13 protein-coding genes are annotated in these 12,238 nt (G+C 66.2%); 7 read left to right on the forward strand and 6 right to left on the reverse strand.

All coding sequences use genetic code 11. From position 1 onward, the window contains the following. Nucleotides 1–125 precede the first annotated feature (125 nt). The gene (locus C8K36_RS07180) at nt 126–1,589 is read left to right on the forward strand and encodes an NAD-dependent succinate-semialdehyde dehydrogenase (protein WP_107983626.1); all 1,464 of its coding nucleotides are present in this window, start codon (nt 126–128) and stop codon (nt 1,587–1,589) included. Between the two features lie 161 nt (nt 1,590–1,750). Here the strand turns inward: C8K36_RS07180 and C8K36_RS07185 are convergent, their stop codons facing one another. The 3 genes from C8K36_RS07185 to C8K36_RS07195 all read right to left on the reverse strand — a co-directional run bounded on the left by C8K36_RS07185 (nt 1,751) and on the right by C8K36_RS07195 (nt 3,694). Next, nucleotides 1,751–2,029, reverse strand: coding sequence for a DUF7218 family protein (locus C8K36_RS07185; protein WP_107983627.1), 279 nt, complete (start codon nt 2,027–2,029; stop codon nt 1,751–1,753). Nucleotides 2,030–2,056: 27 nt separating this feature from the next. After that, entirely contained in the window at nt 2,057–2,911 is an 855-nt protein-coding gene (locus C8K36_RS07190) for a DoxX family protein (RefSeq protein ID WP_107983628.1), read from the reverse strand. 90 nt (nt 2,912–3,001) lie between these two features. After that, nucleotides 3,002–3,694, reverse strand: coding sequence for an MBL fold metallo-hydrolase (locus tag C8K36_RS07195; RefSeq protein WP_107983629.1), 693 nt, complete (start codon nt 3,692–3,694; stop codon nt 3,002–3,004). Nucleotides 3,695–3,847: 153 nt separating this feature from the next. Between C8K36_RS07195 and uvrA the strand changes: the two genes are divergently transcribed. Next, the gene (uvrA, locus tag C8K36_RS07200; RefSeq protein WP_107983630.1) at nt 3,848–6,805 is read left to right on the forward strand and encodes an excinuclease ABC subunit UvrA; all 2,958 of its coding nucleotides are present in this window, start codon (nt 3,848–3,850) and stop codon (nt 6,803–6,805) included. Nucleotides 6,806–7,272: 467 nt separating this feature from the next. Here the strand turns inward: uvrA and C8K36_RS25410 are convergent, their stop codons facing one another. From C8K36_RS25410 to C8K36_RS07210, 3 genes are all read right to left on the reverse strand, one after another. After that, nucleotides 7,273–7,761, reverse strand: coding sequence for a DUF1801 domain-containing protein (locus tag C8K36_RS25410; protein WP_420910851.1), 489 nt, complete (start codon nt 7,759–7,761; stop codon nt 7,273–7,275). Between the two features lie 48 nt (nt 7,762–7,809). Beyond that, entirely contained in the window at nt 7,810–7,938 is a 129-nt protein-coding gene (locus C8K36_RS25100) for a hypothetical protein (RefSeq protein WP_258195227.1), read from the reverse strand. A 191-nt stretch (nt 7,939–8,129) separates the two neighbouring features. Beyond that, nucleotides 8,130–8,507 carry a DUF1844 domain-containing protein gene (locus C8K36_RS07210; RefSeq protein WP_107983631.1) on the reverse strand — a complete coding sequence of 126 codons (378 nt, stop codon included), beginning with the start codon at nt 8,505–8,507 and terminating at the stop codon, nt 8,130–8,132. 322 nt (nt 8,508–8,829) lie between these two features. On the opposite strand from C8K36_RS07210, the gene infC reads away from it, so the two are divergent. From infC to pheS, 5 genes are all read left to right on the forward strand, one after another. Continuing rightward, nucleotides 8,830–9,501: a translation initiation factor IF-3 gene (gene infC, locus C8K36_RS07220; protein ID WP_258195233.1), complete on the forward strand. Its 672-nt coding sequence runs from the start codon at nt 8,830–8,832 to the stop codon at nt 9,499–9,501. Nucleotides 9,502–9,560: 59 nt separating this feature from the next. After that, complete coding sequence (gene rpmI / locus C8K36_RS07225) at nt 9,561–9,755, forward strand: 50S ribosomal protein L35 (protein ID WP_107983633.1); 195 nt, start codon at nt 9,561–9,563, stop codon at nt 9,753–9,755. A gap of 63 nt (nt 9,756–9,818) precedes the next feature. Next, complete coding sequence (gene rplT, locus C8K36_RS07230) at nt 9,819–10,208, forward strand: 50S ribosomal protein L20 (protein WP_031938929.1); 390 nt, start codon at nt 9,819–9,821, stop codon at nt 10,206–10,208. A gap of 23 nt (nt 10,209–10,231) precedes the next feature. After that, on the forward strand, nt 10,232–11,032 hold the full coding sequence (locus C8K36_RS07235; protein WP_107983634.1) for a TrmH family RNA methyltransferase: 801 nt from the start codon (nt 10,232–10,234) through the stop codon (nt 11,030–11,032). A gap of 105 nt (nt 11,033–11,137) precedes the next feature. Beyond that, a complete protein-coding gene (gene pheS / locus C8K36_RS07240) occupies nt 11,138–12,208 on the forward strand; it encodes a phenylalanine--tRNA ligase subunit alpha (protein WP_107983635.1) in 1,071 nt (356 codons plus the stop codon). The last annotated feature ends 30 nt before the right edge of the window (nt 12,209–12,238 follow it).

The following is a 12,238-nucleotide window of genomic DNA, read 5'->3' on the forward strand; positions in this document are numbered from 1 at the left end:
CGCGAGCTCTCGCGCAGAATCCCAGCTTGCGGGATCGCGACGGTGCGGCATGCATGACCGGAGCCCGATCGGGGTACTGCGTCAAGCGAAGCTACCCGAGCAACCGAGATGAAGGGGGAGTGCGCATGACCTCGACCAGTGTGCAACCGATGAGCGCGTCGGGTCCCGACCCGACACCGTTTCACACGGTGGATCCGTACACGGGACGATCCATCGCGGAGTATCCGTATCTCGTCGGCGAGCAGATCGATGCCATCGTCGAGCGCGCCGACGCAGCGTTCGAGCAATGGCGGGAGGAACCCGTCGAGCGGCGCGCACGGATTCTCGCGCGGACGGCCGAGATCATTCGGGAACGCAAGGACGATCTCGCGGCGCTCGTGACGCGGGAGATGGGCAAGCTGATCGGTGAGAGTCGCGCCGAGGTCGATCTGGCGGCGGACATCTTCGACTACTACGCCGAGCAGGGGCCGGGCTTCCTGGGTCCGCGCCGGATCGAGGTCGAGAAGGGCTCCGCCGAGCTGATCACGGAGCCGCTGGGAGTACTCCTCGGAATCGAGCCCTGGAACTTCCCGCTGTACCAGGTGGCGCGGTTTGCCGCCCCCAATCTGTTGGTGGGCAACACGATCCTGCTCAAGCACGCCAGCTCGTGTGCGCAGACGGCACTGGAACTCGAGAAGATCGTCACCGAAGCCGGTGCACCCGTCGGCGTCTACAACAATGTCTTCCTTCAGATCTCGGACGTGGAGAGGGTGGTCGCGAATCCGGCGATCCAGGGGGCATCGCTCACTGGCAGTGAGCGGGCCGGCGCATCGTTGGCCGAGATTGCGGGCCGACATCTCAAGAAGTGCGTTCTCGAGCTGGGTGGCAGCGACCCGTTCGTCGTGCTCGATGCGGACGACCCGGACGCAACGCTGTCGGCCGCCGCCGCGGGTCGGCTCGGGAACACCGGGCAGAGTTGCGTCGCCTCGAAACGATTCATCGTGCCGGAGGCGATCTACGACGACTTCGTCGACGGACTGTCGCGGCGTTTTGCGGATCTGGTGGTGGGGGACCCCTCGGACCCGCAGACCACACTGGGTCCGCTGTCCTCGGAGCAGGCGGCGCAGACACTGCTGGACCAGATCGACGACGCACTCGACAAGGGCGCCACGGTCGCGGTCGGAGGCGCCCGTCCACTCGACCGCGGGCCGGACGGGAACGGAGCCTTCATCGAGGCAACGGTGCTGACGGACGTGACGCCGGACATGGAAGCCTTCGCCGAGGAACTTTTCGGACCGGTCGCCGTCGTATATCGGGTCGGGGACGAGGACGAGGCAATTCGACTCGCCAATTCGACTCGGTTCGGTCTCGGAGGCACGGTCTTCGGATCGGACCCCGACCGTGCCCGATCGGTCGCCGACCGTATTCGCAGCGGGATGGTGTGGATCAACCACCCGACGTCGACCGAGCCCGAACTCCCATTCGGGGGTGTGAAGAGTTCGGGCTTCGGACGCGAGCTGAGCGACCTGGGTCTGTTCGAGTTCGCGAACCGGAAACTGATCCGCGCCTTCCCCGCCGGTAGCGGAACGGAGAATGCCGCGACGGGCTGACAGTCGAGTGCAGCTTGGAGCGACGATTGACTGCCATTGCGACGGTTGTCGGGCTCGACGACAGCGGGGCCGATCGCCGCGGCGCTGATGCGTGCGGCGATCGACTCGCTACGGCGCGAAGCAGTTCCCGCCGGCCACGCGCGTCGTCGAGCCCGACCCGATCAGTGGTTGCGGAGCGCTGAGATCAACTCTGACTTCTTCATCGACGAGTACCCGGTGAGCCCCAGTTCCGCGGCCCGGTCGCGCAGTTCTTCGACGGTTCGGTCCTCGTAATTCTCCGCCTTGCCGCCCTTGTGGCCGATCGACGAACGGCCCTCGTCGGCGGCGGCATTGGAGATGCGGGCCGCCTTCTCCTTGGACTCGCCTTCGTCGCGGAGCTTCTCGTACAGTTCCTGATCCTTCAGATGCGGATCGGAATCTTGCGATCGATCAGTGGGCATCTCGGCGACCTTCCGTCGACGTGTCGGTCAGTCCTGAAGTTCCGCAGCTTTCGCCCGTGCAGTCGCGAGCGCACGCTCGGCCTGCTTGCGGGCCCGGCGGCTGAGCTCCTCACCCTGCTCGCTCGCGGTGGCGGCCCATTCCGTGCCGCGTTCCCGTGCCAGGTGGGCCAGCTCGGTGCCGCGCTCACGCGCCACCTCCGCGAGGACGGGGCCGCGTTCGCGGGCGACCTCGCCCAGTTCCGCCCCACGTTCCTTGGCGAGATGTGCCAGCGCAGCGCCCCGGACGCGGGCGGCGTCGAGCAGTTCTCCGCCGCGCTCACCGGCCTGCTCGGCGGCGGATCGGGCACGGTCGGAGACCACCTGCACGGCGTGGTCGGCGTGGTCGGCGCCGTCGTCGCCGCTCGAGAAGGCGTCCACCACGGTCGCCTGTGCCTTGCGCGCTGCGCGGCGGCCACGCCAACCCAGCGACGGCTTGCCCTCGGTGTCGACCGCGGCGATCAGGAGCCCGCCGAGCATGGTGAGGTTCTTGAAGAACTGCATGCGCTGCATCGCGCGCTGCTGCGGGTCCTCGACGTTCCAGAAGTCGTGTCCCGCGACGGTCGTCGGGACCAGAGTTCCGGCCAGGACCAGTGCTGACGCGCGCGGAGCCTTGCCGATCGCGAGGAGTGCGCCGGCCCCGACCTGCAGGGCGGCGTTGATCTTGATCAGTGTCTCGGGGTCCGACGGCAGCTTGTCCGTGACGACGCCGGGAAGCGTCTCGACGCTCTTCTCGAGGAACGGCGCGGCGGCCTGCGCCTTCTGTGAGGGGCTCCGCAGTGAATCGATGCCACCGGCAATGAACACGGTGGACAGAAGCGGGCGGGCAATACGGCGAACGATCATGGGGCCTCCCTACCTGGATTGTGTTTCCACCGTATCCAGGTAGGGATCATTCGGCACGGCACCGTTGGAGCTCGGTGCCGTCACAAGCTGTCACCAGCCCCGTTCGCGCCATTCCTGAAGGTGCGGGCGCTCGGCGCCGAGGGTGGAGTCCTTGCCGTGGCCGGGGTAGAAGGCGGTGTCGTCGGGGAACCGTGCGAACAGCTTGGTCTCGACGTCGTCCACGAGCGACGCGAAGCGCTCGGCGTCGGGGGTTTTGCCGACGCCACCCGGGAAGAGCGAGTCTCCGGTGAACAGGTGGACGCGCCCGTCGCCGTCGTTCTCGGTGAGTGCGAGCGTGATACCGCCCGGTGTATGCCCGCTCAGGTGAATCACTTCGAGGGTGAGATCGCCCATGGTCACGATGTCACCGTCCTCCAGGCTGCGCGTGGGAGTGACCGACAGGATCTCCGAATCGAGGGGGTGCGCGGCGGTCGGCAGGCCGGTCTTCTCGGCGACCTCGGCCAGCGCGAACCAGTGGTCGTGGTGCTGGTGCGTCGTGACGATCAACTCCAGTTGCGGCGCCTGCTCGTCGATGAGCTGCAAAATCCGTCCCGCGTCGTTCGCGGCGTCGATGAGCAGCGATCTTCCGGTCGCGGAGCACGTGATCAGATACGTGTTGTTGTCCATCGGACCGACGGACATCTTCGTGATCGTGGCGCCGGGGACAGTTCGTCGCTGTGCCGCGGAACTGCCGGACAGCTCGCCCGTGTAGTCGTCGTCGATGGTGATGCGCTGCTGCTCCATGATCGGGAGGCTACCGTCGAATCGGGGTGTCGCTGTCGGCTGCCGTCGATCATCGCCGAAACCCGCTGGTCGTCGAGTTTGTCGGTGCCCGCGCCTACCATGGGCTTCGCCCGGACGAGTGTCCGATCAAGCTGTACCGAGAAGGGAATACGTGTGGCGGATCGCCTGATCGTGCAAGGTGCGCGTGAGCACAATCTGCGAGGGATCAATATCGATCTGCCCCGGGACAGCCTCATCGTCTTTACAGGTCTGTCCGGCTCCGGAAAGTCCAGTCTCGCGTTCGACACCATCTTCGCGGAGGGGCAGCGACGCTATGTCGAGTCGCTGTCGGCGTACGCGCGTCAGTTCCTGGGACAGATGGACAAGCCGGACGTCGACTTCATCGAGGGGCTGTCGCCCGCGGTGTCGATCGACCAGAAGTCCACCAACCGCAACCCGCGCTCCACCGTGGGCACCATCACCGAGGTGTACGACTACCTGCGCCTGCTCTATGCGCGCGCGGGCACGGCGCACTGTCCGGTGTGTGGCGAGCAGATCGCGCGGCAGACGCCGCAGCAGATCGTCGACCAGGTGCTGGAGATGGAGTCGGGTACCAAGTTCCAGGTTCTCGCCCCGGTCGTGCGGACGCGCAAGGGCGAGTTCGTCGATTTGTTCGAACAGCTCAACACGCAGGGCTACTCGCGTGTGCGTGTCGATGGTGTCGTCCACCAACTCACCGACCCTCCCAAGTTGAAGAAGCAGGAGAAGCACGACATCGAGGTGGTCGTCGATCGCCTCACCGTCAAGTCGAGCGCGAAGCAGCGACTCACCGACTCCGTCGAGACGGCGCTGCGCTTGGCCGAGGGAATCGTCGTCCTCGATTTCGTGGACCGCGACGAGGATGCGCCCGATCGCGAGCGGCGCTTCTCCGAGAAGTTGGCGTGCCCCAACTCTCACCCGTTGTCGATCGACGATCTCGAGCCGCGGTCGTTCTCGTTCAACTCGCCGTACGGCGCGTGCCCCGAGTGCACGGGCCTCGGTATCCGCAAAGAAGTCGACCCGGACCTCGTCGTGCCGGATCCCGAACTGACGCTCGACGACGGCGCCATCGCTCCGTGGTCGATGGGGCAGAGTTCGGAGTACTTCGGACGGCTGTTGTCGGGCCTCGGCGACATCATGGGCTTCGACATGTCCACGCCGTGGAACAAACTGCCGGCCAAGGCCCGGCGGGCGATTCTCGAGGGCAGTACCGAGCAGGTGCACGTCAAGTACAAGAATCGCTACGGGCGAACCCGCTCCTACTATGCGGAGTTCGAAGGTGTCATGCCCTTCCTGCACCGCAGGCTCGAGCAGACCGAGTCCGAGCAGATGAAGGAACGCTACGACGGCTACATGCGCGACACGCCCTGTCCCGCATGTAACGGCGCCCGGCTGCGCCCAGAGATCCTGTCGGTGACGATCTCGTCCGAGACGTACGGCAAGAAGTCGATCGCCCAGGTTTGCGAACTCTCCATCGCGGAGTGCTCGGCGTTCCTCAACAGCCTCACCCTGGGATCTCGTGAGGAAGCGATCGCCGGTCAGGTCCTCAAGGAGGTTCAGGCGCGGCTCGGCTTCCTGCTCGACGTCGGACTCGAATACCTGTCGTTGGCTCGTGCCGCGGGGACGCTCTCCGGCGGCGAGGCGCAGCGCATCCGCCTGGCCACGCAGATCGGCTCCGGGCTCGTCGGCGTTCTCTACGTCCTCGACGAGCCGTCGATCGGTCTGCATCAGCGTGACAACCGCCGTCTCATCGAAACCCTCACGCGGCTGCGGGATCTCGGCAATACCCTGATCGTGGTCGAGCACGACGAGGACACCATCCGGACGTCGGACTGGGTCGTCGACATCGGCCCGTTGGCCGGCGAGCACGGCGGTCGCGTGGTGCACAGCGGCACCTACAAGGAGCTGCTCGACAACAAAGAATCCCTCACGGGTGCCTACCTTTCGGGTCGCAGCGTTATCGAGGTGCCGTCCGAGCGCCGCGCGGTGGATCGCAAACGACAGATCACCGTCGTCGGAGCGCGGGAGAACAACCTGCGGGGCATCGACGTCAGCTTCCCGCTCGGCGTGCTCACCTCGGTCACCGGCGTGTCCGGTTCCGGCAAGTCGACGCTCGTCAACGACATCCTGGCCACGGTGATGGCGAACAAGCTCAACGGCGCACGGCAGGTCCCCGGTCGGCACACTCGGATCAACGGCTTGGACCAGCTCGACAAACTGGTTCAGGTCGACCAGTCGCCGATCGGTCGGACGCCCCGCTCCAACGCCGCGACATACACCGGGGTGTTCGACAAGATTCGCACCCTGTTCGCCGCGACGACCGAGGCCAAGGTGCGGGGCTATCAGCCGGGACGATTCTCCTTCAACGTCAAGGGCGGCCGGTGTGAGGCATGCTCCGGTGACGGCACCCTGAAGATCGAGATGAACTTCCTCCCTGACGTATACGTCCCGTGCGAGGTCTGCCACGGCGCCCGCTACAACCGCGAGACGCTCGAGGTGCACTACAAGGGCAAGACCATCGCCGAGGTCCTGGACATGCCGATCGAGGAAGCAGCCGAGTTCTTCGAGCCCGTCACCTCGATCCACCGCTATCTGAAGACGCTTGTCGAGGTCGGACTCGGGTACGTTCGGCTGGGCCAGCCCGCACCGACACTGTCTGGCGGTGAGGCGCAGCGCGTCAAGCTCGCGGCGGAACTGCAGAAGCGTTCCACCGGGCGCACCGTTTACGTCCTCGACGAGCCGACCACCGGCCTGCACTTCGAGGACATTCGGAAGCTGCTCAAGGTCGTCAACGGTCTGGTCGAGAAGGGCAACACTGTCATCGTGATCGAGCACAACCTCGACGTCATCAAGACGTCCGACTGGGTTGTGGATATGGGCCCGGAGGGCGGTTCGGGCGGTGGCACCGTAGTCGCCGAGGGAACGCCGGAAGCGATCGCTGACGTGCCCGAGAGCTACACCGGGCGGTTCCTGAAGGAAGTGCTCTCGGTGACGCAGGCCGCCGCGAACGGTGCGGCAGCGCGCCGAACCGCGTCCGGCAAGGCTGGCACTGCGCCCCGCAAGCGTGCGAGGAAGGCCGCCACGGTCGGATAGTAGGCCGCTCGCCGGGGGCGATGTCGCCGGCGCCGCCTGGGTAGACGAACGGCGGTGGGAACCGAGGTTCCCACCGCCGTCAAGCTGTCAGACGTCCGCTCAGGGCTGCTGCTGCTCGGACGATCCACCGAGCAGGGAGCCCAGCAGGGCGGTGATGTCGAGGTCTCCGCTGCTGAGTGCGCTGATCAGGCCGGGGAGGATTTCGGTGATCGATCCCATGTTTTTCTCCTTCGAATCGGTCCTTCGGGGGAAGGACCCAGTGGGGGGTTTGCGTGACCTGGATCACTTCCTGGTCACGCGATGGTCACGCTACCAACACGATGGGCCGAATCGGGACGGTTTTCGCAAACTGGTTCTTCGTAATCGATCAGGGAGTCTGCGCAGGCCAGGCGGTAAATTGGACATCTGTCCAATAATGCCTGGTAGTGAGGCCGGGAACCCGCAGTCCCGTAGGTCGTTACCGAAGCTCAGGACTCGCCGAGTTGTCGGGCGGCCGCCACGGAACGCTCGATCAGTTCGATGAGGACCTTCTCGTCGACGCCCGCGAGTCGGGTGATGTACAGGCAGCCCTTGCCGAGTCGGTGGGGTCCGAGCTTGTCGAGGTCCTCGCGTACGTCGTCGAACTCGAGGGCGAGGTAGAGGCTCAGTGCGGTACCTCTGGGGGAGTAGCCGACGAATGGGGTCTCGCCTGTCCGTCCACTGGCGTACCGGTAGCGGCGGGTGCCGAAGCCCACGATGTTCGTTCCCCACATCACGGGCGGCTCGCCGCTCGCATCCTCCATGATCGACTGGAGTCGCCGCGCGTCTGCTCGCCTGGTGGGATCCGGAATGCCGTCGATGAACGCGTCGACGCTCGAATCGGTGGCGTCTTGTTCGCGGCGGCCATGAGTGGAGGCTGGGCCGGGGACGCGGCAGCGTCGACGCCGCCGCCCGTGCCGCGAAATGGGTCGTGACAAACAGAACGGCGGCGGGGGCTGATGCCCCCGCCGCCGGAAAGTCGGGACCTACTGGCCGCCACCCTGCTGCTGCTCGGCGGAGCTGTTGAGGAGGCCGCTCAGGAGGGCAGTGATGTCGATGTCGCCGTTGGTGATGGCGCCGATCAGGCCGCTGAGGATGCTGGAGACGGAACCCATAGTGTGACTCCTTTGGTTCGGCCCTCTGAATCGAGGGTCCGGTAGGGGAAGCGCGTGATCGAGATCACGCCATCCGCACGCTACCAATGGGGCGGGCGTTACGGGTGTTAATTCGCATTCGACTCGTCGTATCCGCCCGGTGTCTCCGTGCTTCCGCTCGATTCGAGAACGGCAGCCCTATGTCCGGAAGGTCAGTAGACCGGCCCGGTGTACTTCTCTCCGGGGCCCTTGCCGGGCTCGTCGGGGTGCGCGGACGATTCGCGGAAGGCCTTCTGCAGTGCCTGGAGGCCCTCGCGAATCGGTCCGGCGTGCGGGCCGAGGTACTCGACGGATGCGGTGACGAGACCGGCCAGTGCGGTGATGACCCGTCGTGCCTCGTCGAGGTCCAGGTTCGGACTCTTCTCGGGCTCGGGGTCGGACAGGCCCAGCTTCTCGGCGGCCGAGCTCATCAGCATGACGGCGGCGCGGCTGATCACCTCGATGGCGGGAACGTCGGCGAGCTCGCGAATATCGTCGAGATCGTCCTCGGCATGCTGGACGGCTTCGGCCGGATCGGGGTTCTGCGTCATGTTGTCAGGATTCCATTCGGGATCGCGTCCGAGATCGGCCGGGTGGTGCGCTCGACGGCGGATTCGTTCGCCGGCCCGGGAGGTGTTAGGCTGTGCGTCACGACCGCCCTCGGCTCCGGCCAGGGCAGCAAAGTGGAGTCCGACTCCCACCTCTGCGCGGCACCGAAGGTGCAGTTCAGTGGTCCGGTCGCCGCCCAGTAGAAGTGCTGGACGGCTCCTTCGGTCATTCGAGGGGATGTACGGTCCGAGTTTTCGGATTCGGCATCGCACCGGTCGACATCGGGCCCCGCACGACGTTCATCGTCGACGCGGGGCTTTCTTGTTGGGGCAGAGGGCTCACGGGCTGCGGCGCGGTCAGTGGACTGCATCGCACTACCTAGGAGGCCCCATCAGCACCGAGACCCGCATCAACGAGCGCATCCGCGTCCCCGAGGTTCGCCTCATCGGACCGGGCGGTGAGCAGGTTGGGATCGTGCGTGTCGAGGATGCGCTTCGTGTCGCACTCGAGGCCGATCTCGACCTGGTCGAGGTGGCGCCGGACGCCCGTCCGCCGGTCTGCAAGATCATGGACTACGGCAAGTTCAAGTACGAGACGGCGCAGAAGGCGCGCGAATCGCGCAAGAACCAGCAGCAGACGGTCATCAAGGAGCAGAAGCTTCGACCCAAGATCGACGACCACGACTACGAGACGAAGAAGCGTAACGTCGTCCGCTTCCTCGAGGCTGGTTCCAAGGTCAAGGTGACGATCATGTTCCGTGGTCGCGAGCAGTCTCGGCCCGAGTTGGGCTTCCGTCTGCTGCAGCGCCTGGGCGCCGACGTCGCTGATCTGGGTTTCGTGGAAACGTCCGCCAAGCAGGACGGCCGCAACATGACGATGGTGCTGGCGCCGCACAAGGGTGCGAAGACCCGCGCGAAGGCGCAGGAAGAAGTTCAGGCTGCGCAGCCGAGGCCGGCCGCCGGAGACGGTGGCTCCGCTCCTACGCCGAGCAGCTAGTCGGCCGACCGGACCACTTCACGAAGACCGAAGTACAGATCACAAGAACTGAGGACTCCATGCCCAAGTCGAAGACCCACAGCGGCACCGCGAAGCGATTCAAGGTGTCCGGTAGCGGAAAGATCCTGCGCCAGAAGGCCGGACGTCGCCACCTGCTCGAGCACAAGAGCTCCCGCGTTACCCGTCGTCTCGACGGCGTTGCCGTCGTCAGCGACAAGGATGCTCCTCGCATCAAGCGCCTGCTCGGCATCTGAGCACTTTCCACCCTTGACCGCACGGGGCTGCACGAGCGCCCCGAAGATTGACAGGATTTTGCAGTGGCACGCGTAAAGAGGGCAGTCAACGCCCAGAAGAAGCGTCGTTCGATTCTCGAAGCCTCGAGTGGCTACCGTGGACAGCGTTCGCGCCTGTACCGCAAGGCGAAGGAGCAGCAGCTCCACTCGATGACCTACGCCTACCGTGACCGTCGCGCGCGCAAGGGCGACTTCCGGAAGCTGTGGATCGCTCGTATCAACGCTGCGGCTCGCGCCAACGACATCACCTACAACCGCTTCATCCAGGGCCTGAAGGCTGCGGGTGTCGAGGTCGACCGCAAGATCCTCGCCGAGCTGGCCGTCTCCGACGCCGCGGCGTTCGCCGGCCTGGTTGCCGTGGCGAAGGCTGCTCTGCCGGCCGACGTCAACGCTCCGGCCGGAGAAGCGGCCTGAGTCAGCAGTTCCGGAATCGACCCGTGGAACCGTTCACCGAGCGGACTCCACGGGTCGTTTCTGCTGTCAAGCTCCTGCGCGGCGCAGAGCGCAGGAAGACGGGCCGTTTCCTGGTGGAGGGCGAGAACGCCGTCACCGAGGCGCTCGCCTCCGTGCCCGTGCACGAGCTGTTCTTCACTGAACACGCCGCGGACCGCTACCCCGGGCTGATCGAGCACGCCGACGCCGACGGCGTGCGCAGTTCGCTGGTCACCGACCGGGCGATCCGGGCGCTCAGTGACACGGTGACACCGCCCGGAGTCGTGGCGGTGTGTGACCTGCTCGACGTCCCGCTCGACACCGCCGTGACGTCGCAGACACGTCTCTTGGCGGTCCCGGTCGCGATCAGCGAGCCGGGTAACGCCGGCACCGTGATCCGCGTGGCCGACGCGGTGGGCGCCGACGCCGCGATCCTGGCCGGCGACAGCGTCGACCCGCACAACGGCAAGTGTGTGCGGTCGTCTGCCGGCAGTCTGTTCCATCTTCCGATCGTGCGGGAACGCAGCGTCGACGCAGTGCTCGACGCTCTCGCATCGGCGGGCATCCAGATTCTGGCGACCGCGGCCGACGGTGAGGTCGATCTCGACGCGGCGGACGACCTGTTGGCACGTCCGACCGCGTGGCTGTTCGGCAACGAGGCCCACGGACTCGATCCTGCGGTGGCGGCACGCGCCGATCACCGCGTTCGGATCCCGATCCGAGGCCGCGCCGAGAGCCTCAATTTGGCGACGGCAGCGTCGATCTGCCTGTACGCCAGCGCACGGGTGCAGGGTCGGCAGTCCTGACCGGACCACGAACTCGTTCGAATCGTGCTGGGGCAATCGCCTACGATTCGAGTGTTGTGCCTGCGCGCGCTGATATCCATCGATTGACAAGGAGTAGCACCGGTCGTGGCTAAGAATGAGGGCGGCGCCCCGCCGACTGTCGATGCGAATGCACTCACCGAGGAGTCGCTGAACGCCGCCGCGGTCGCGGCCGAGGAGGCCTTCGCGGCTTCCTCTGATCTCGATGCGCTCGCCAAGGCCAAGATCGAGCATCTCGGCGACAAGGCCCCGATCGCGCTGGCCAAGCGCGGTCTGGGTGCACTGCCCGGTAGCGAGCGGGCCGAGGCGGGCAAGCGGGTCAACGTCGCGCGCACGCGGGTGACGACGGCCTTCGATGCGCGCCGCGAGGTGCTGTTGGCGGAGCGGGACGCGGCGGTTCTGGTCGCCGAGTCCATCGACGTGACGCTGCCGTCGGACCGCCGTCCTGCGGGCGCCCGGCACCCGATCACGATCATCTCGGAGCAGATCGCAGACGTGTTCGTCGGCATGGGCTGGGAGGTGGCCGAGGGTCCCGAGGTCGAGACCGAGCATTTCAATTTCGACGCGCTCAACTTCCTGCCCGACCACCCGGCGCGCACGATGCAGGACACGTTCCACATCGCGCCGGAGGGCTCGCGCCAGGTGCTGCGCACCCACACGTCGCCAGTGCAGGTCCGGACGATGCTCTCCCGCGACATCCCGATCTACGTCGTGTGCCCCGGCCGCACGTTCCGCACCGACGAGCTCGATGCCACGCACACCCCCGTGTTCTCGCAGGTGGAGGGCCTCGCGGTGGACAAGGGTCTGACGATGGCACACCTGCGCGGCACACTCGACGCCTTCGCGCGTTCGCTGTTCGGGCCCGACACCCGGACGCGCATGCGCCCCAACTACTTCCCGTTCACCGAGCCGTCCGCGGAGGTGGACGTGTGGTTCCCGAGCAAGAAGGGTGGCGCAGGCTGGGTCGAGTGGGGCGGCTGCGGCATGGTGAATCCGAACGTGTTGCGCGCGGTCGGCATCGACCCTGACGAGTACTCGGGCTTCGCATTCGGCATGGGCCTCGAGCGGACACTGCAGTTCCGGAATGGCATCCCCGACATGCGCGACATCGTCGAGGGCGACGTGCGATTCACGCTGCCCTTCGGTGTCCAGGCCTGATCGCGACGAGAACGAGAGAGCTGAGTAGAC

The organism is Rhodococcus sp. OK519, from assembly GCF_003051005.1.
Classification (GTDB): Bacteria; Actinomycetota; Actinomycetes; order Mycobacteriales; family Mycobacteriaceae; genus Prescottella.